The sequence below is a fragment of the Stenotrophomonas sp. Ker107b genome, from assembly GCF_053847245.1.
Genome location: NZ_JBSPHX010000001.1, coordinates 2,028,501 through 2,046,239, shown reverse-complemented (window position 1 = coordinate 2,046,239; position 17,739 = coordinate 2,028,501). Strand labels below are relative to the sequence as shown.

The following is a 17,739-nucleotide window of genomic DNA, read 5'->3' as shown; positions in this document are numbered from 1 at the left end:
TCGGTACACATCCCCAACGCACGTTACGTATCGGCCACGGGTCGGTACACCCAACAGAGGTTCTCATGAGCAATCCAGATCGTCGTTTCCACGTCGCCGTCGTCGGTGCCACCGGTGCTGTCGGCGAAACCATGCTGGCCATCCTGGCCGAGCGCAACTTCCCGATCGCCACGCTGAGCCTGCTCGCGTCCTCGCGTTCGGCCGGTGGCGAGATCGAGTACCAGGGCGAGAAGATCAAGGTCCAGGACCTGAGCACCTTCGACCCGAACGGTGTGGACATCGCGCTGTTCTCCGCCGGTGGCAGCGTCTCCAAGGAGTTTGGCCCGAAGTTCGCCGCCGCTGGTGCGGTGGTGATCGACAACTCCTCGGCCTTCCGTTACGACGATGACGTGCCGCTGGTCGTCTCCGAAGTGAACCCGGAAGCGTTGAAGAACCGCCCACGCGGGATCATCGCCAACCCGAACTGCTCGACCATGCAGATGCTGGTCGCACTCGCGCCGCTGCACCGCCAGTACGGCATCGAGCGCATCAACGTGGCGACCTACCAGTCGGTGTCCGGCGGCGGTCGCTCGGCGCTGGAAGAACTCGGCAAGCAGACCGGCCAGCTGCTCAGCTTCCAGGAAATCGATCCGCAGCGCTTCCCGGTGCAGATCGCGTTCAACCTGATCCCGCACATCGATGATTTCCTGGAGAACGGCTTCACCAAGGAAGAAATGAAGCTGGTCTGGGAAACGCGCAAGATCCTCGGCGATGACAGCATCCTGGTGAACCCGACCGCCGTGCGCGTGCCGGTGTTCTATGGTCACTCCGAGGCGGTCACCATCGAAACCCGCGACAAGGTCACCCCGGATGCCGCGCGTGAGCTGCTGGCACGTTCGCCGGGCGTGGAAGTGGTGGACAAGCACGAGGCCGGTGGTTATCCGACCCCGGTCACCCATGCCTCGGGCACCGATGCGGTGTACGTCGGCCGCATCCGCGAGGATCTGTCGCACCCGCGTGGCCTGAACCTGTGGATCGTCTCGGACAACATCCGCAAGGGCGCCGCCCTCAATGCCGTGCAGTTGGCCGAGCTGGTCGCCGCCGAAGGCTGATCGCGTGGTGGTCGGCGGCATGGGGATGGCGCCGACCACCCGCATCGAAACATCGCCGATCACGGGGGGAGCCGTTATATTGGCCGCCATGAAGAACCGGGTTCCGGGCGCAGTGCGTCCGCTCAAGTATGTGTCGACGCTGCTGCTGGCCCTGGCCAGCAGTTCCGCCATGGCCCTGGGCCTGGGCGATATCCGGGTGCTGTCCAAGCCGGGCCAGCCGTTGCTGGCCGAGATTCCGGTCATTTCCGCCGATCCGTCCGAGCTGGAGAACCTGCGCGTCGCGCTGGCTTCCCCGGCGACCTTCGCACGGGTCGGGCTGGAGCCGCCGTCCGGGCTGGTCAGCGAGCTGCAGTTTGAGTTGACCCGTAATGCGCAGGGCCGCGCCGTGGTGCGCGTCAGCAGCCAGGCGCCGGTGGCGACGCCGTCGTTGAATTTCCTGATCGAAGCCGATTGGGGGCAGGGCCGTCTGGTCCGTGAGTATTCCGCCCTGGTGGATGCGCCCAACAGCGCCGCCGCCGTGGCCGAGCCGGAGATCGTCGCCCCGGCAGGCGCGATGTCCAACGCCATCATCCGTGAGCCTGCGCCGGAGGCGGCAGCCGTCGCTGCGCCGCCGCGCCGTGCTGAACCCGCCGCCGCACCCCGGCCGGCCGCGCCGAGGGCTGCACAGGCCGCCCCGGCTGCGCCCGTCGCCGCCGATGGCAGCGTCACCGTCCAGCGCGGACAGACGCTGTCGCAGATCGCCGGTTCGCTGGCGCGCGAGCAGGGCATCAACCGCGACCAGGCGATGATCGCGCTGCTGCGGGCCAATCCCGAGGCCTTCATCCGTGGCAACGTGAACCTGCTCAAGCAGGGTGCGGTGCTGCGCACGCCGGGCGCCGATGGGCTTGCCCAGATCGATGCACAACAGGCTGCGGCGATCGTGCGCGAGCACACCGCGCAATGGCGGCAGTCGCGCGCTGCGATCCCGCAGCCCGCCGACAGCGGGGTGGCCGCCGCGCCGTCTCCGGCCCCGGCCGCACCGACCGCCGCTGGCCAGGGCGCACGCCTGGAAATCGCGCCGGCCGTCGCCGCCGCCGGCACCACCGCAGGCACAACCACCGGCACCGCTGCCGGCACCGAGGGCGACATGCTGGGTAACGAACAACTGCGACAGGCCAAGGAAGACGTCGCCACGCGCGATGCCGAGATCCAGGAACTGCGCGAGCGCGTGGCCGAGCTGGAAAAGCTCAAGGCCCAGCAGCAGTCGCTGATCACGATGAAGGACAACGACCTGGCCGCTGCGCAACAGCGGCTGGAGCAGGCACCCGGCACGCGTGACAGCGCCGGCGGTGGCTGGTACTGGCTCGGCCTGGTCGTATTGCTGCTGGTGGTGGGTGGTTGGGCGCTGGTGCGGCGGCGCAAGCCATCGCCGCTGCCGCCGCTGTCACGCGATGGGCTCGACGGTGCCTCGCTGGCGGCTGCCGTGCCAGCCACGGAGTATGTGGATGAACTGGCTGCGCAACGCGATGACGCACACCGCGCACCCGACGAAGAGGCCATTGCAGAGGCCGACGTCTATGCCGGGCTGCGCCGCGAGCCGGTCTTCTCGCTGGCGTCATCCACGCACGACGCCGATCCGCATGATGCCCTCGACGATCCTCGCTGGAGTGCGACCGCGACGGACGAAGCGCCGGTGCTGCCCGAGGTAGAGGCGACGGCGGCGTCTGCGTACAGCATCGAGGCCGACGCTCAGCATGTGAACGTGGACGATGCGCTGTTCCGCGAGCCGACGCCGCTGATCGAGCCGCCAGCGCATGCGCTGGAAGCTGCCGCGCAGCCGTCGTTCCGCGGCGTGTTCGAATTCCCTGATGAAACCGCGACTGCCGAACGTCCGGCAGTCGAAAGCGATGACACCCTCGCGGCCGACGCTGAGCCGGTGATGGCCGCCCATGACGACATCCCTGACGGTGCCGATCCGGTCGCCGACAACGCACCGGTCGCGCCGATCGGCAGCCCCGGTCGTGATCGACTGGAACTGGCCATCGCCTACCTGGACCTTGGCGATGCCGAGACTGCCCGCACCCTGCTGCAGGAAGTCGCCGTGGGCGCCGACCCGCACAGCCAGGCCGAAGCGCGCGAACTGCTGGCGCGACTGGGATGAGCGACGCCCGCCCGGTAGCAGTGCGGGAACGCCGCCTGGACTACGTTGAGTTCGCCTCGCGCGATCCTGCCGCCAGTCGCCGTTTCTTCGAGCAGGTGTTCGGCTGGTCGTTCGTGGATTACGGCCCCGATTACACCGCCTTCGACGATGGCCGCTTCCAGGGCGGTTTTTTCCGGGCGGAGCCGCAGACCGCTTCGGCCGGTGGCGCGCCGCTGCTGGTGATCTACGCCGATGATCTGCAGCCCATGCTCAACGCCGTGCTGGCCCAGGGCGGACAGATCATCAAACCGGTGTTCGCCTTCCCCGGCGGCAGCCGGTTCCAGTTCGTGGAACCGGGCGGCAACGAGCTAGCCGCCTGGTCCGAACGCGACGCTGCGTGATGCAACACCCGGCGCCTGCGCCGGTTTTCCCGAAAACACAGAGGTTCACCATGCGCTACGCACTGGGCGTGGAATACGACGGCAGCGAATTCAAAGGCTGGCAGCAGCTCGGTGAGAGCGGCTGCCCAAGCGTGCAGGCCAGCCTGCAGGATGCGCTGTCCTCGGTGGCCAATGCGCCGATCCAGGTCGTGTGTGCGGGACGTACCGATGCCGGGGTGCACGGTGAATGCCAGGTCGTGCATTTCGATACCGATGTCGTGCGTGATCCGCGCAGCTGGATGCTGGGCACCACCACGCGCCTGCCGCGCTCCATCGCTGTGCGCTGGTGCGTACCAGTGGCCGACGAGTTCCATGCGCGCTTCGCCGCGCGCGCGCGCCGCTACCGCTACCGTCTGCTCAACCGCCAGGTCCGCCCGGCACTCTATCGGCAGACCCTGAGCTGGGAGCGCAGGCCGCTGGATGCCGAGCTGATGCACGCGGCCGGTCAGGCCCTGTTGGGTGAGAACGACTTCAGCGCCTTCCGCAGCGTGCAGTGCGAGGCCCTGCACGCGCGCCGGCACATGCAGTCGCTCTCGGTGACCCGTCAGGGCGAGGTCGTGGAGGTCGCCGTTCAGGCCAATGCATTCCTTCATCACATGGTGCGCAATATCGTCGGTTCATTGATCCTGGTCGGTTGTGGTGAGCAGCCGGTCGCGTGGATGGGGCAACTGCTGGCCGGGCGCGACCGCACCGTGGCCGGCCCGACTGCCCCGCCGCAGGGATTGGTCTTCGTTGGTCCCCTGTACCCCGACAACTGGCAGCTGCCTGCCGAGGTCACCTTATGAGCCGCTCCTTCTACCGCACCCGTATCAAGTTCTGCGGCATGACCCGTGCCGGCGATGTGCGCCTGGCCGGCGAGCTCGGCGTGGACGCGGTCGGTTTCATCTTCGCCCGCGAGAGCAAACGCCGGGTTGCGCCGGCCGAGGCGCGCGCCATGCGCCAGGCAATCGCCCCGATGGTCGACGTGGTCGCCCTGTTCCGCGACAACACCAAGGAAGAGGTGCGCGAAGTGCTGCGCACCGTGCGGCCGACCCTGCTGCAGTTCCACGGTGACGAAGACGAATCGTTCTGCCGCAGCTTCAACATGCCGTACCTGAAGGCCGTGGCGATGGGCGGCAAGGACGAGGTCAATGCCCGCCAGCTGCAACTGCGTTATCCCAGCGCGGCCGGCTTCCTGTTCGACAGCCACGCCCCCGGTGGCGGCGGTGGCACCGGCGTCGCCTTCGACTGGACCCGCCTGCCGACCGGCCTGCATCGTCCGTTCCTGCTCGCTGGCGGGATCACCCCGGACAACGTGTTCGACGCGATCGTGGCCACGCTGCCGTGGGGTGTGGATGTGTCCAGTGGCATCGAATCCGAACCGGGCATCAAGGACGGCTACAAGATGCGCAAGTTCGTCGAAGAAGTGCGTCGCGCGGACTGCCACGAAGCGGATTGATCAGACCGCTTTGTGCGGGTCGCCCAGCACCCGGTAGTGCCGGCCGCTGGCCAGCAGCCTGATACACCCGCGCACTCACCCCTTCAGCTGCTCCTGCAGCCACCCGGCCAGCGCATCCACCCGCGGATCGGCCGCACCCTCCGGCGTTGCCAGTACCCAGAACCCCCCGGTCGCGCCGAATCCCCAGGGTGCCAGCAGCCGGCCGGCGGCCAGCTCATCGGCCACGAGCGGCTCTGGCGCGATCGCCACGCCCAGTCCGGCGACCGCCGCTTCCAGCAGGTAATACAGATGCTCGAAGCCACTGCCCAGTTGCAGCTGTGCCGGCTCCAGCCCATGCGACAGGGCCCAGGCCGGCCACGCCTGCGGACGTGAGGTCGTATGCAGCAGCGATTCGCCCAACAAGGAGGAGGGCGGCTGATGCGCCAGCCGCACCGCGGCCGGGTGCTGCGGACTCACCACCACGCCCACCCGCTCCGGCGCCAGTTCGCGCACCTGCCAACCGCGTGGCCACGGCGGCTGAGCGAGCAGCAGGACCGCATCCAGGCCCTGCTGCTCGGCGGTGAAGCTCCCGTCCTGGGCGGACCAATGCAGCGGCAGCTGGGGCAGGGCGCTCTGCAGCGCCTGCAGGCGGGGAATCATCCAGCGCGCCAGGATGCTGCCGCTGCAGCCGAGCACCAACGCTTCGGGCCGCTGTTGGCGCTTGAGCGCCACCACCGCCTCGCGGATCTGGTCGAAGGCACCTTCGCAGGCGGCCTGCAGATCCTCGCCGGCGCGGGTCAGGCGCAGCCCACGCCCTTCGCGCTGGAACAGCGCGACGCCGAGGTGTTCCTCCAGCAGGCGCAGTTGGCGGCTGATCGCGCCATGGGTGACATGCAGTGCCTCGGCGGCACGTCCAACCCCGCCCAGCCGGGCGGCCGCTTCAAAGCTGCGCAGGGCATTGAGCGGGGGCAACGGTCCGTCGGTCATGTGAGTTTTCCTGACAGGTCGTGGGAGATATTATCGATATTCCTGTCATGACAGGTGCGTTAAATTGTCAGCCTGTCTCCACCGGCTGTCGCGCTATGTCTGCTTCCCCCGTCTCCCCCATCGTCGATTTCCATGCCTACCCCGATGCCAACGGCCATTTCGGCCGCTACGGCGGGAGTTTCGTCGCCGAGACCCTGATCGGGCCGTTGCAGGAGCTGGCTGCCGCCTATGACCAAGCGCGTCGTGATCCGGCCTTCATCGCCGCCTACGACAAGGACCTGACCCACTACGTGGGCCGTCCCAGCCCGATCTATCACGCCGAGCGCCTCAGCCAGCAGGTCGGCGGCGCGCAGATCCTGCTCAAGCGCGAGGACCTGAACCACACCGGCGCGCACAAGATCAACAACACGATCGGCCAGGCGCTGCTCGCTGCACGGATGGGCAAGACGCGCATCATCGCCGAGACCGGCGCCGGCCAGCACGGCGTGGCCAGCGCCACCGTCGCCGCCCGCCTGGGCCTGGAATGCGTGGTGTACATGGGTGCCACCGACATCGAACGGCAGAAGATCAACGTCTACCGCATGAAGCTGCTCGGGGCGACGGTGGTGCCGGTCACCTCCGGCTCGGCCACGCTCAAGGACGCGCTCAACGAAGCGATGCGCGACTGGGTGACCAACGTGCGCGACACCTTCTACATCATCGGCACCGTCGCCGGCCCGGACCCGTACCCGCGCATGGTGCGTGACTTCAACGCCATCGTCGGCCGCGAAGCACGCGCGCAGATGCTGACCGACTACGGCCGCCTGCCCGATGCGATCACCGCCTGCGTCGGTGGCGGCAGCAACGCAATCGGTCTGTTCCATGCCTTCCTCAACGACCGCGACGTGCGCATCGTCGGCGCCGAAGCCGCCGGCGACGGCATCGAGACCGGGCGCCATGCTGCCTCCATCGCGGCGGGTCGCCCGGGCGTGCTGCACGGCAACCGCACCTATGTGATCTGCGACGACGACGGCCAGATCACCGAAACCCATTCGGTCTCGGCCGGCCTGGATTACCCGGGCGTCGGCCCGGAGCACGCGTTCCTGGCCGATGCCGGCCGCGCCGAGTACGTCGGCATCACCGATGACGAAGCGCTGGCCGCGTTCCACCAACTGGCGCATAGCGAAGGCATCCTGGCCGCGCTGGAGTCCAGCCATGCGGTGGCCCAGGCGATCAAGATCGCGCGCGATCTGCCGCGCGACAAGCTGGTGCTGTGCAACCTGTCCGGCCGTGGCGACAAAGACGTGCACACCATCGCTGCCCGGGAGGGTCTGGTGCTGTGAATCCGCTGCTGCGCCAGGGAGGTGCGCTGCTGATGGTGGTCGGCCTGACCGGTTGCGCGCCGCCGGATCCGCCGGTGTTGCCGGCGCCTGCCGCGCCTGTGGGCGCGGTGGCACCGGCGCGGCAGCTGGCGAGCAATGACGATGACATCGCCAACCGCCCGATCGAGGACGCGAACGAACCGCCCAAGGCCGCTGATCCGCCTGCTGCGGATGACCCTGCGCCGTCGGTGGTCTCGGTCGCGCTGGATCATGCCGGCGATGTGCTCATCGGGCAGCGCTTCACCGAGCTCGCCGCCGATGGCCCGTGGCATTCGGCCGGCCTGAGCGAAGGCGAGCCCAACGGCGCCTGCGAGTACTACGAGCGTGGCAACCTGCCCGAAGGCGTATCGATGATGGTCGAGGACGACCACGTGCAGCGCTTCGAGCTGGCCCCGATCGAGGAGTCCTACGAGGCCATCACCCAGCCGGGGCCGTTCGGGCTGCGCCTGGGCATGACGTTGGATGAAGCGCTCAAGCGCCTGCCGACCGGCAGCACCCGCGCGCCGCATGCCTATGACCCGGAAACGGGCGAATACCTGACCTGGCAGGACCCCGGTTCGGATCTGGCGATCCGGCTGGAGATCTTCGACGGGGTGATATCGAAGCTGTACTGGGGCGCCAGTGGCGCCGTTGAACTGATTGAAGGATGTGCCTGAGATGTCCGTGGACCGTATCGATGCCTGTTTTGCCCGCCTGCGCGATGAACGTCGCAAGGCGCTGATTCCCTTCATCACCGCCGGCGATCCGGGCCTGGAAGCCACCGTGCCGGTCATGCATGCACTGGCCGCGGCCGGTGCGGACGTGATCGAGCTCGGGGTGCCGTTCTCCGACCCGATGGCCGACGGCCCGACCATCCAGCGCAGCTCCGAGCGTGCGCTGGCGCGTGGGGCAGGGCTGCGCTATGTGCTGGAGACTGTCGCCGCCTTCCGCAAGGACGATGCCACCACGCCGGTGGTGCTGATGGGCTATCTCAACCCGATCGAGATCCACGGTACGGAACGCTTCGCGCAGTCGGCCATTGCCGCCGGCGTGGACGGCATCCTGCTGGTGGATCTGCCGCCGGAAGAAGCGGCCGAAACCCGGGAGATCTTCACCGCGGCCGGCCTGGCGCTGATCCTGTTGGCCTCGCCGACGACCGCTGATGCGCGCCTGGATGCGCTGTCCGCGATGGCCCAGGGCTACCTGTATTACGTCAGTTTCGCCGGCGTGACCGGCGCGTCCGATCGCCTGGACAGCAGCGCCGCCAGTGCCCGCCTGCGCGACCTGCGCCGCCGCTCCAGCGTACCGGTGGTGGCCGGCTTCGGGATCAAGGATGCGGCCAGTGCCGCGGCCATGGCCGTGGAGGCCGATGGCGTGGTGGTGGGCAGTGCGCTGGTGGCTGCACTGGGTGAGGCGCCCGACGCGGCGGCCGCTGCAGCAACCGCGCAGGCTTTCCTCACGCCGCTGCGACACGCGCTCGACGCCGCCTGAAGCTCCTAAACGTACGTACCAGAATGGTTTACGCCAGCCCCCCGGCAACCGCCGGGGGGTGCCCGAGCATGGAAACGGTGAGCTAGACTGTCCGCCTTTGCGGCCCCCGGGCCGCCCTGAACGGAAGTAGCATCCCGCATGAGTTGGCTCAGCAAGTTGATGCCGTCTGGCATCCGCACCGACAACGTCCCCAGCAAGAAGCGCAGCGTCCCCGAGGGCCTGTGGGAGAAGTGCAGCAGCTGCGGCAGCGCGCTCTACCGTCCTGAGCTGGAAGAGAACCTGGAAGTCTGCCCCAAGTGTGGCCACCACATGGCCATCCGCGCGCGTGCGCGCCTGGCCGCGCTGTTCGATGCGGACAGCACCACCGAGATCGGTGCGCGCCTGGGGCCGACGGACCTGCTCAAGTTCAAGGACCAGAAGAAGTACAGCGAGCGCATCAAGGCCTCGCAGAAGAACACCGGCGAGTACGACGCACTGATCGCCATGCAGGGCCTGATGAAGGGCCGCCCGCTGGTCGCCTCGGCCTTCGATTTCGCCTTCATGGGCGGCTCGATGGGCTCGGTGGTCGGTGAGCGTTTCTCGCTGGCCGCGGAAAAGGCGCTGGAGATCGGTGCGCCCTACGTGTGCTTCTCCGCCAGCGGCGGCGCGCGCATGCAGGAAGGCCTGTTCTCGCTGATGCAGATGGCCAAGACCTCGGCCGCGCTGGGTCGCCTGCGTGATGCCGGCCTGCCGTACATCTCGGTGCTCACCCACCCGACCACCGGTGGCGTGTCGGCCTCGTTCGCGATGCTGGGCGATATCAACATCGCCGAGCCGCAGGCGCTGATCGGCTTCGCCGGCCCGCGCGTCATCGAGCAGACCGTGCGCGAAAAGCTGCCCGAAGGCTTCCAGCGCTCGGAGTTCCTGCTCGAGCACGGTGCGATCGATCAGATCTGCGACCGCCGCGAAATGCGCGATCGCCTGTCCGAGATCCTGGCCATGCTGGCACGCCAGCCTGCGCCGGCACCGGACGCGGCGGCCTGATGGCGTCGCGCAAGTATTTCGGCACCGACGGCATCCGCGGCAAGGTCGGTGAGGGCGTCATCTCCGCCGATTTCGTGTTGCGCCTGGGCAATGCGCTCGGGCGTGCGCTGACCGAGCGCAACGGGTACCGCCCGGTGGTGGTGATCGGCAAGGACACCCGTATCTCCGGCTACATGTTCGAAGCCGCACTGGAAGCCGGGCTGGTCGCCGCCGGTGCCGATGTGCAGCTGCTCGGCCCGATGCCGACGCCGGCGGTGGCTTTCCTCACCCGCACCCTCGGTGCGGATGCGGGCATCGTCATCAGCGCCTCGCACAACCCGCACTACGACAACGGCATCAAGTTCTTCTCCGCCGACGGCGAGAAGCTCGATGACGCCACCGAGCTGGCGCTGGAAGCCGCGCTCGATGCGCCGTTTACCACGGTCGAGTCCGAGCGGCTGGGCAAGGCCATGCGTGCCCGCGATGCGGTCGGTCGCTACATCGAATTCTGCAAGGCCAGCGTGCCGCGCGGGTTCGATCTGCGTGGGCTGAAGATCGTGCTCGACTGCGCGCACGGCGCCACCTACCACGTCGCCCCGCTGCTGTTCCGCGAGATGGGCGCGGAGGTGATCAGCATCGGCGATGCGCCCAACGGTCTGAACATCAACGATGGCGTCGGCTCGATGCACATCGACAATCTCGCGGCGAAAGTGCGCGAGGTCGGCGCCGATTTCGGTATCGCCTTCGACGGCGATGGCGACCGCGTGCTGATGGCCGATGACCAGGGCAATCCGGTCGATGGCGATGACCTGCTGTTCGTGCTGGCCCAGGCCTGGCAGCGCAGCGGTCGCCTGCATGGCCCGGTGGTCGGTACGCTGATGACCAACTTCGGCCTGGAGCAGGCACTGGAACGGCTGAACATTCCGTTCCAGCGCAGCAACGTTGGTGACCGCTACGTGCATCAGGCCCTGGTGGAAAACAATGGCGTGCTCGGCGGCGAAGCCTCCGGTCACCTGTTGTGTCTGGATCGCGCCACCACCGGTGATGCGATCGTCAGCGCGCTGCAGGTGCTGGAAGTGCTGCGCCGTGATGGCACCTCCCTGCGCCAGGTGCTGTCGGTGCTCAACAAGGTGCCGCAGAAGACCGTCAACGTGCGTCTGCAGGGCGCGGCCAAGGCGACCGTGCAGGCCGAGAGCGTGCAGGCCGCGCTGGCGGCTGCGCAGCACGCAGTGAAGGGGCGTGGGCGTGCGTTCCTGCGCCCGTCGGGCACCGAGCCGGTGGTGCGCGTCACCGTCGAGGCCGACAGTGCCGAGCTGATGCAGTCCACGCTGGACAGCCTCTCGGCAGCGGTGAAGGCAGCTGCCGCGGCCTGAGCCGGGCAGTGATGCCGGAAACTGAAAACGCCCCGGGAGACCGGGGCGTTTTCGTTGCAGCGCGGTGGCGCGTTACGGCCCCGCCACCATCTTCTTTTTCTTCGCCTTGAAGCGGTTGAACAGGGGTGCGATCAACGGGTGGTAACTGTAGGCGATGCGCTTGCGCAGCCAGCTCGCCGGCCGGTCGCGGATCGCGAACCGGTAGATGTGTCCCGGATCGCCGCCGACCACGTTGCGGCCGAACGGATGGGTGGTATGCAGGTAGTTGAAGCCCTGCGCCCGTGCGATCTGCACGTAGTCCTCGTCGAAATCGCCGTACGGCCAGCACAGCGTGTCCGAGACTGCGCCCAACTGCTGCTGCAGCACGTCGCGTGCCACCGAGAGGTCGCCGCTGATGCCCTGGCGCTTGTGCTCGCGGGAGATATCCTGCTTGAGCCAGCGCGTGTGCGTGTGGGTGTGGCAGTGCACCTCGAACGTGCCGGCCGCGATCATTTCGCGCGCTTCGCTCCAGCGCATCATCACCTCGTCCGGGCGGTTTTCGCGCAGGATCGCGGCCTCGCAGCCGCGATGGTCCGGCGTTGCGGGCAGGGTGGCGCCGGCCTGACCGGCATGCGGGCGGACATCGCCTTCGCCCATCCAGCCGGTGACCACGAACACCACCGCGTGCATGCCGTACTTGGCCAGGATCGGGTGCGCGTACACCCAGTTGTCCAGGTAGCCGTCATCAAAGGTGATCACGATCGATTTGGCGGGGGTCGGCTTGCCGGCGAGGAAGTCGGCGTACTGGTCCAGCGTCAGCGATGTCCAGCCGTTGGCCGCCAGCCAGCCGATCTGGCTTTCAAAATTCTCCGGCGAGACCGTGATCATTCCCGGGGACGGGGACACATGGTGGTGCATCAGCACCGGGACGGATCTAGCGTTGGCCATGGCCCAGTTCCTTCAACCACTGGTGGTAATAGTGTTCGGTCGCTTCAGTGTGACCGGTCGGGGTGAAACGGTGGGCGCTGCGCATCCATTCCCACCCCGCCAGGCCCATCTGCTGGCGGCGGTCGGGCTGTTCGATCAGGGTGCGCAGTGCGCCGGTCAGCGCCGCCTGGTCGCCCAGCGGAGCAAGCAGGGCATTGCTGCCTTCCACCACCATTTCCGGCACGCCACCCACTCGGGTCGCAACGATCGGCACGCCGACATACGCCGCTTCCAGGAACACCGTGCCGGCGGCTTCTTTGTGGGTGGCGAGCGCGAAGATATCGAAGCCGGTCATCAGCCGGCAAGCGCCGTGGCGGTAGCCGAGCAGATGCACCTGGGCGGCAATGCCGAGCTGCTCGCGAAGTCCGATCAGGCGATCCATCACCGGCTGCCCGTCGCCGACGATCACCAGCTGGACGCGCGGGTCGGCGCGGCACAGCGGTGCCATCGCCTGCAGCAGTTCCAGGTGACCCTTGGGCTCGCGCAGGACGGCGACGCAGCCGACCACGATCTGTTCGTCATCGAAGCCCAGCTCCGCGCGCACGTCCGCGCGGGTGTCCTGCAGGCACTGCCACGGGTCGCGCTTGGCGATCTGCGACCACTGCGGCGGCACCGCGATCGGCGGGACGATGCCAACGTGCGCATCCTCGATGCCGCGGCTGACCATCAGCTTCTTGACGAAACTGCTCACCGTCATCACCCGATGGGGCAGGCCGGTGTAGGTCAGCAGCGAGTTGATCGGGCTCATCAGGTGGCGCGAGCGCACCACCAGCGGCGTCCCGCCGAGCCGGGCACCGGCGGCGGCGATCAGGCTGTCGCGGCGGCTGGTGGTGTTGACCACATCGTAGCCATGGCGGCGTACCAGACGCGAGACCGACCAGATCCCCCGCAGCATGCGCAGCAGGCCGCCCATTTTCAGCGCGTGGACGGTGAAGCCGGCTTCGCGCGCCATCTCGCCCAGGCGGGCGCCGGGCTGGCAGAGCAGGGAGACCTCGTGGCCGCGGTCGCGCATGGCCAGCATGTGGCGGTAGATGTAGATCTCCTGCCCACCAAATCCCTTGGCGGCTTCCGTGTGGAGAATTTTCAGGGGCGCGTTCATCGTTGGACAATCCATGTGTAAAAAAGCGCCCGCACTTCGCGAGCGGCTGTCGTTGTTGCCTGCGGTTTGCGCCAGCGCATCCGATGCGCGGTGCAGTGCCGTGGGTTTGGGGTAGTGCGGACGGCCCGGCACGGTCTCGCCGCTGCCGGCGTGAGTCAGCGCAACGCCATCGGCGATGAGGGGGAGAGCGGGGGCATCCATGAGGCGGACCGGGCGACGCAAGGAGTAATGGGGGCGGCGCCAGGGCGTCGCCGGTGGCCCGTTCTGGCCTTCTGGGCGCGCGCATTGTATCGGTTTGTATCAATGTATCGGTGGCGGGGTTGGCCCGATCTGGCACAATGTTCAGCCGGGCCACAGCTGGCCCACCGACCACATGAACAAGCAGGAATCGCTGTGAGCCAGATCCCCACCCTCGACATCACCCGTTTTGACACCGACCGCGACGCGTTCGTGGCCGAGCTGGGTGCGGCCTACCGCGAATGGGGCTTTGCTGGCATCCGCAACCACGGCATTCCGCAGGCCGATATCGACGCCGCCTATGAGGTCTTCAAGGCCTTTTTCGCCCTGCCGGAAGAGACCAAGCGCCAGTACCACGTGCCCGGCAGCGGCGGCGCGCGCGGCTACACCGCCTTCGGCGTGGAGACGGCCAAGGGCTCGCAGCACTTCGATCTGAAGGAGTTCTGGCACATCGGTCGCGAGATTCCTGACGACTCCAAGTACCGTGACGTGATGGCCCCGAACCTGTGGCCCAGCGAGGTCCCGGGCTTCCGCGAGCGTGGCTATGGCATCTACCAGGCCCTGGACAAACTGGGTTCGCGCGTCCTGTCGGCCCTGGCGCTGCACATCGGCCTGCCGGAAGACTTCTTCGCGGACAAGACCAACAACGGCAACTCGATCCTGCGCCCGATCCATTACCCGCCGATCACCGCCGAGAACATCCCGAACGTGCGCGCCGGTGCCCACGGCGACATCAACTTCATCACGCTGCTGGTCGGCGCCAGCGCGGCCGGCCTGGAAGTGCAGTCGCATGAAGGCAAGTGGGTGCCCTTCACCTCGGACGCGGACACCATCGTGGTCAACATCGGCGACATGCTGCAGCGCCTGACCAACCACGTGTACCCGTCGACGATCCACCGCGTGGTCAATCCCCCGGGCGAGCAGGCCCGCCAGCCGCGTTATTCGGTGCCGTTCTTCCTGCACCCGAACCCGGATTTCCTGATCGACGTGCTGCCGACCTGCATCACCCCGGAAAACCCGAGCCGCTACCCGGAGCCGATCACCGCCCACGGCTTCCTGGAAGAGCGCCTGCGCGAGATCAAGCTGAAGTAAGCGATCCCACTGGAGCAAAAGAGAAGGCCGCCGCAAGGCGGCCTTCTTCGTTTCGTGTATTGCCTGCCTCTGGCTGGCTCCAAACATTGCTGCCCTGGTTGCATTTGGCTATTCGCTGCCCCGTGTGGGCGAGCGCTGCCATGCCCAGCCGGGACGCGCCGTAAACCCGTCCATGGGGGCTCGACGTGCGCCATCCATGGCGCCCGACGGTCCCGGCTGGGCATGACAGCGCTCGCCCCCGATAGATTTCTTCGCCGGATGGCAGGGCAGGGCAGCCTCAAATCCGATCCGGCGCTTTGTAGCTGTTCCATGCAAGCCGACACACTGTCAGAGGGTGGGCGTGGGTGGGTTGGCGGGACCGTTATGCGCCATGGATGGCGCATATCGAGCCCCCATGGGTGAGAGCGCATTGCTTGCGAGGCACTGCCTCGCATGCGTTCGAACGCACAGCCGCCAGCGGCTGGGCCGGGCCGCGGAGCGGGGTTTACGGCGTGTGCCGCCAACCCACCCACGCCCGCCCAGTCCGGGCACGTCCACCGGCCCCGTCGCCTTTGCTTTTGACTTGGGGCCGCAACGAAAAATAAATATCCAATTGAAATGTAAGCGTTTTCCCGCCAACGCCAATTCGTTGCATCCGTTATCATGGGCGGCTGATACCCAAAGGAGCCCCCGCCATGCGCCGCAAGATCGTCGCCGGTAACTGGAAGCTGCACGGCAGCCGCCAATTCGCCACCGACCTGGTCAGTGACCTGGTTGCCGACCTCCCACTGCAGGGCGTCGAAGTCGTGGTCCTGCCGCCGCTCCCGTACCTGGGCGAACTGGTCGAAGCCTTCGAAGGCCGCGCCGTCACCTTTGGCTCCCAGGATGTCAGCAGCAACGAAAAGGGCGCCTACACCGGCGAAGTCTCGGCCACCATGCTGGCTGAAGTCGGTGCCCGCTATGGCCTGGTCGGCCATTCCGAACGCCGCCAGTACCACGCCGAAAGCAGCGAACTGGTCGCCCGCAAGTTCGCCGCCGCACTGCATGCCGGCCTGACCCCGATCCTGTGCGTGGGCGAAACCCTCGAGCAGCGTGAGGCCGATCAGACCGAGGCGGTCATCGCCGCCCAGCTCGCCCCGGTGCTGGAGCTGGTCGGCGCCGCCGGCTTCGCCCAGGCCGTGGTCGCCTATGAGCCGGTCTGGGCCATCGGTACCGGCCGGACTGCCTCCAAGGAGCAGGCCCAGCAGGTCCACGCGTTCATCCGTGGCGAAGTGGCCAAGCTCGATGCTAGAATTGCGGATTCACTGTCGATCCTCTATGGCGGCAGCGTGAAGCCCGACAACGCCGCGGAACTGTTCGCACAGCCCGATGTCGATGGTGGGCTGGTGGGCGGCGCCTCCCTGGTGGCCGCGGACTTCCTTGCCATCGCTGCCGCGGCGGCGGGGCGCTAATTAGTTACGTTGTCGGCCCAACCGCCGGCACGACATGTCCGAGGACGGATTCGAAATGCTGATGTTGATCCTCAATGTGGTCTACGTGCTGGTCGCAGTGGCCATGATCGCGCTCATCCTGATGCAGCGTGGTTCCGGCGCGGCCGCAGGGTCGGGTTTCGGTGCCGGCGCCTCGGGCACTGTGTTCGGCGCGCGTGGCGCGTCCAACTTCCTGTCCAAGTCGACCAAGTGGCTGGCCGTGGTGTTCTTCGGCATCAGCCTCTTCATGGCCTGGTACGCCAGCCATGGCTCGCGCCCGGCGGCGCAGCAGGATCTGGGTCTGATGTCTGCGCCGGCCGCCACTGCGCCGGCCGCACCGGCAGGCGAGCTTCCGGCCGTCCCGAAGGCCCCGGAAACCCCGGCGCAGCAGCCTGTTCCGTCGGCCACTGTGCCGGCTCAGGCGGAAACGCCGAAATCTGGTGAAGAAAAGCCTTCGGAAGGCACCCAGACTCGCTGAAGACGGTTACAATATGCGGCGCACTGGAGAACAACCGGTGCGATCGTAAGCCCAGGTGGCGGAATTGGTAGACGCACTACCTTGAGGTGGTAGCGACGAGAGTCGTAGGGGTTCGAGTCCCCTCTTGGGCACCATTTGTTTGTAAGCGGGTTCGTCTGGCGCGCAAAGCGCCAGGTAGCGGTATCCGTCCACTCCCCCATGCCAAAGCGCCTGCAGGCGCAGCGGCAGAGGCAAGAGAGAATCGCTGTGCTGGCCGAATATTTGCCGTCTCTGCTGTTTCTGATCGTTGCCACCGGTATCGGCGTTGCGCTGATGCTGGTTGGCCGATTCCTCGGTCCCCGACGTCCTGATCTTAAAAAGCTCTCGCCGTACGAATGCGGCTTCGAGGCTTTCGAGGACGCGCGCATGAAGTTCGATGTGCGCTACTACCTGATCGCGATTCAGTTCATCGTATTTGATCTGGAAATCATCTTCATCGTGCCGTGGACCCAGGTCTTCATGGAACTGGGCGCACGTTCGCTGGTCACGATGGGCCTCTTCGTAGGCATGCTTTTCCTCGGTTTCATTTACGTCTGGAAGAAGGGAGCGCTGGAATGGGAGTAATTCAGACGCTCGACGGCCTGATGAACAACCCGGTCCCGGAAGGGCGGGTCGATGACATCCTGCGCCCCGAAGGCGACAACCCCCTGCTCGAAAAGGGCTACGTGACCACCAGCGTCGATGCGCTGTTGAATTGGGCGCGTACCGGTTCGATGTGGCCGATGACCTTTGGTCTGGCCTGCTGCGCAGTGGAAATGATGCACGCCGGTGCGGCGCGTCTGGATCTTGACCGTTACGGTGTGGTGTTCCGCCCGTCGCCGCGTCAGTCCGACGTGATGATCGTGGCCGGCACCCTGGTCAACAAGATGGCTCCGGCCCTGCGCAAGGTCTATGACCAGATGCCGGACCCGAAGTGGGTCATCTCGATGGGCAGCTGCGCCAACGGTGGCGGCTACTACCACTACTCGTATGCAGTAGTGCGTGGCTGTGACCGCGTGGTGCCGGTGGACATCTATGTCCCCGGCTGCCCACCTACCGCCGAAGCGCTGGTGTACGGGATCCTGCAGTTGCAGAAGAAGATCTGGCGTACGCAGACCATCGCCCGCTGACATCCCTCCTG

General features: G+C 67.1%; 18 protein-coding genes and 1 tRNA gene. 16 read left to right on the top strand and 3 right to left on the bottom strand.

Features of this window, described 5'->3' with window-relative positions; all coding sequences use genetic code 11:
* Window positions 1-65: 65 nt before the first annotated feature.
* The 5 genes from ACWV8V_RS09300 to ACWV8V_RS09280 all read left to right on the top strand — a co-directional run bounded on the left by ACWV8V_RS09300 (window position 66) and on the right by ACWV8V_RS09280 (window position 5,088).
* The gene (locus tag ACWV8V_RS09300) at window positions 66-1,091 is read left to right on the top strand and encodes an aspartate-semialdehyde dehydrogenase (protein WP_259261427.1); all 1,026 of its coding nucleotides are present in this window, start codon (window positions 66-68) and stop codon (window positions 1,089-1,091) included.
* 88 nt (window positions 1,092-1,179) lie between these two features.
* Window positions 1,180-3,231: a FimV/HubP family polar landmark protein gene (locus tag ACWV8V_RS09295; RefSeq protein ID WP_455899630.1), complete on the top strand. Its 2,052-nt coding sequence runs from the start codon at window positions 1,180-1,182 to the stop codon at window positions 3,229-3,231.
* Window positions 3,228-3,611: a VOC family protein gene (locus tag ACWV8V_RS09290; RefSeq protein ID WP_455899519.1), complete on the top strand. Its 384-nt coding sequence runs from the start codon at window positions 3,228-3,230 to the stop codon at window positions 3,609-3,611. Before ACWV8V_RS09295 ends, ACWV8V_RS09290 begins: the two co-directional genes overlap by 4 nt.
* A 50-nt stretch (window positions 3,612-3,661) precedes the next feature.
* Window positions 3,662-4,435, top strand: a complete 774-nt coding sequence (gene truA, locus ACWV8V_RS09285; protein ID WP_121038456.1) for a tRNA pseudouridine(38-40) synthase TruA — start codon at window positions 3,662-3,664, stop codon at window positions 4,433-4,435.
* A complete protein-coding gene (locus ACWV8V_RS09280) occupies window positions 4,432-5,088 on the top strand; it encodes a phosphoribosylanthranilate isomerase (protein WP_088433287.1) in 657 nt (218 codons plus the stop codon). Before truA ends, ACWV8V_RS09280 begins: the two co-directional genes overlap by 4 nt.
* Before the next feature lie 75 nt (window positions 5,089-5,163).
* Here ACWV8V_RS09280 and ACWV8V_RS09275 read toward each other — a convergent pair whose 3' ends face one another.
* Window positions 5,164-6,054, bottom strand: a complete 891-nt coding sequence (locus ACWV8V_RS09275) for a LysR family transcriptional regulator (protein WP_455899518.1) — start codon at window positions 6,052-6,054, stop codon at window positions 5,164-5,166.
* 95 nt (window positions 6,055-6,149) lie between these two features.
* On the opposite strand from ACWV8V_RS09275, the gene trpB reads away from it, so the two are divergent.
* The 5 genes from trpB to glmM all read left to right on the top strand — a co-directional run bounded on the left by trpB (window position 6,150) and on the right by glmM (window position 11,260).
* Window positions 6,150-7,376 (top strand): tryptophan synthase subunit beta, encoded by a 1,227-nt coding sequence (gene trpB / locus ACWV8V_RS09270; RefSeq protein ID WP_121038450.1) that lies wholly within the window; start codon window positions 6,150-6,152, stop codon window positions 7,374-7,376.
* On the top strand, window positions 7,373-8,071 hold the full coding sequence (locus ACWV8V_RS09265; RefSeq protein WP_455899517.1) for a hypothetical protein: 699 nt from the start codon (window positions 7,373-7,375) through the stop codon (window positions 8,069-8,071). Before trpB ends, ACWV8V_RS09265 begins: the two co-directional genes overlap by 4 nt.
* A gap of 1 nt (window position 8,072) precedes the next feature.
* Window positions 8,073-8,885: a tryptophan synthase subunit alpha gene (gene trpA, locus ACWV8V_RS09260; RefSeq protein WP_259261432.1), complete on the top strand. Its 813-nt coding sequence runs from the start codon at window positions 8,073-8,075 to the stop codon at window positions 8,883-8,885.
* Window positions 8,886-9,023: 138 nt separating this feature from the next.
* Window positions 9,024-9,908 (top strand): acetyl-CoA carboxylase, carboxyltransferase subunit beta, encoded by an 885-nt coding sequence (accD, locus tag ACWV8V_RS09255; protein ID WP_019182669.1) that lies wholly within the window; start codon window positions 9,024-9,026, stop codon window positions 9,906-9,908.
* Entirely contained in the window at window positions 9,908-11,260 is a 1,353-nt protein-coding gene (glmM, locus tag ACWV8V_RS09250; RefSeq protein ID WP_455899516.1) for a phosphoglucosamine mutase, read from the top strand. Before accD ends, glmM begins: the two co-directional genes overlap by 1 nt.
* A 72-nt stretch (window positions 11,261-11,332) precedes the next feature.
* On the opposite strand, the gene ACWV8V_RS09245 is transcribed toward glmM, so the two are convergent.
* Window positions 11,333-12,187 (bottom strand): polysaccharide deacetylase family protein, encoded by an 855-nt coding sequence (locus ACWV8V_RS09245; protein WP_455899515.1) that lies wholly within the window; start codon window positions 12,185-12,187, stop codon window positions 11,333-11,335.
* Window positions 12,174-13,325 carry a glycosyltransferase family 4 protein gene (locus tag ACWV8V_RS09240; RefSeq protein ID WP_455899514.1) on the bottom strand — a complete coding sequence of 384 codons (1,152 nt, stop codon included), beginning with the start codon at window positions 13,323-13,325 and terminating at the stop codon, window positions 12,174-12,176. Before ACWV8V_RS09240 ends, ACWV8V_RS09245 begins: the two co-directional genes overlap by 14 nt.
* 393 nt (window positions 13,326-13,718) lie before the next feature.
* On the opposite strand from ACWV8V_RS09240, the gene ACWV8V_RS09235 reads away from it, so the two are divergent.
* The 6 genes from ACWV8V_RS09235 to ACWV8V_RS09210 all read left to right on the top strand — a co-directional run bounded on the left by ACWV8V_RS09235 (window position 13,719) and on the right by ACWV8V_RS09210 (window position 17,728).
* On the top strand, window positions 13,719-14,654 hold the full coding sequence (locus tag ACWV8V_RS09235) for an isopenicillin N synthase family dioxygenase (RefSeq protein ID WP_259261436.1): 936 nt from the start codon (window positions 13,719-13,721) through the stop codon (window positions 14,652-14,654).
* A gap of 674 nt (window positions 14,655-15,328) precedes the next feature.
* On the top strand, window positions 15,329-16,084 hold the full coding sequence (gene tpiA / locus ACWV8V_RS09230) for a triose-phosphate isomerase (protein WP_346467811.1): 756 nt from the start codon (window positions 15,329-15,331) through the stop codon (window positions 16,082-16,084).
* Window positions 16,085-16,139: 55 nt separating this feature from the next.
* Window positions 16,140-16,580, top strand: a complete 441-nt coding sequence (gene secG / locus ACWV8V_RS09225) for a preprotein translocase subunit SecG (protein WP_026069698.1) — start codon at window positions 16,140-16,142, stop codon at window positions 16,578-16,580.
* A 49-nt stretch (window positions 16,581-16,629) separates the two neighbouring features.
* A tRNA-Leu gene (locus tag ACWV8V_RS09220) sits at window positions 16,630-16,714 on the top strand.
* 112 nt (window positions 16,715-16,826) lie between these two features.
* Window positions 16,827-17,183, top strand: a complete 357-nt coding sequence (locus tag ACWV8V_RS09215) for an NADH-quinone oxidoreductase subunit A (protein ID WP_026069699.1) — start codon at window positions 16,827-16,829, stop codon at window positions 17,181-17,183.
* Window positions 17,174-17,728, top strand: coding sequence for a NuoB/complex I 20 kDa subunit family protein (locus ACWV8V_RS09210; RefSeq protein ID WP_019182677.1), 555 nt, complete (start codon window positions 17,174-17,176; stop codon window positions 17,726-17,728). Before ACWV8V_RS09215 ends, ACWV8V_RS09210 begins: the two co-directional genes overlap by 10 nt.
* Window positions 17,729-17,739 lie beyond the last annotated feature (11 nt).

What these genes read in the sequence shown, in the direction of transcription:
- ACWV8V_RS09245 (WP_455899515.1), bottom strand. Translation starts at nt 12,187, where the DNA reads ATGGCCAACGCTAGATCCGTCCCGGTGCTGATGCACCACCATGTGTCC.
- ACWV8V_RS09290 (WP_455899519.1), top strand. Translation starts at nt 3,228, where the DNA reads ATGAGCGACGCCCGCCCGGTAGCAGTGCGGGAACGCCGCCTGGACTAC.
- ACWV8V_RS09275 (WP_455899518.1), bottom strand. Translation starts at nt 6,054, where the DNA reads ATGACCGACGGACCGTTGCCCCCGCTCAATGCCCTGCGCAGCTTTGAA.
- ACWV8V_RS09210 (WP_019182677.1), top strand. Translation starts at nt 17,174, where the DNA reads ATGGGAGTAATTCAGACGCTCGACGGCCTGATGAACAACCCGGTCCCG.
- trpA (WP_259261432.1), top strand. Translation starts at nt 8,073, where the DNA reads ATGTCCGTGGACCGTATCGATGCCTGTTTTGCCCGCCTGCGCGATGAA.
- ACWV8V_RS09280 (WP_088433287.1), top strand. Translation starts at nt 4,432, where the DNA reads ATGAGCCGCTCCTTCTACCGCACCCGTATCAAGTTCTGCGGCATGACC.
- ACWV8V_RS09240 (WP_455899514.1), bottom strand. Translation starts at nt 13,325, where the DNA reads ATGAACGCGCCCCTGAAAATTCTCCACACGGAAGCCGCCAAGGGATTT.
- glmM (WP_455899516.1), top strand. Translation starts at nt 9,908, where the DNA reads ATGGCGTCGCGCAAGTATTTCGGCACCGACGGCATCCGCGGCAAGGTC.
- truA (WP_121038456.1), top strand. Translation starts at nt 3,662, where the DNA reads ATGCGCTACGCACTGGGCGTGGAATACGACGGCAGCGAATTCAAAGGC.
- accD (WP_019182669.1), top strand. Translation starts at nt 9,024, where the DNA reads ATGAGTTGGCTCAGCAAGTTGATGCCGTCTGGCATCCGCACCGACAAC.
- trpB (WP_121038450.1), top strand. Translation starts at nt 6,150, where the DNA reads ATGTCTGCTTCCCCCGTCTCCCCCATCGTCGATTTCCATGCCTACCCC.
- ACWV8V_RS09295 (WP_455899630.1), top strand. Translation starts at nt 1,180, where the DNA reads ATGAAGAACCGGGTTCCGGGCGCAGTGCGTCCGCTCAAGTATGTGTCG.
- ACWV8V_RS09300 (WP_259261427.1), top strand. Translation starts at nt 66, where the DNA reads ATGAGCAATCCAGATCGTCGTTTCCACGTCGCCGTCGTCGGTGCCACC.
- tpiA (WP_346467811.1), top strand. Translation starts at nt 15,329, where the DNA reads ATGCGCCGCAAGATCGTCGCCGGTAACTGGAAGCTGCACGGCAGCCGC.
- secG (WP_026069698.1), top strand. Translation starts at nt 16,140, where the DNA reads ATGCTGATGTTGATCCTCAATGTGGTCTACGTGCTGGTCGCAGTGGCC.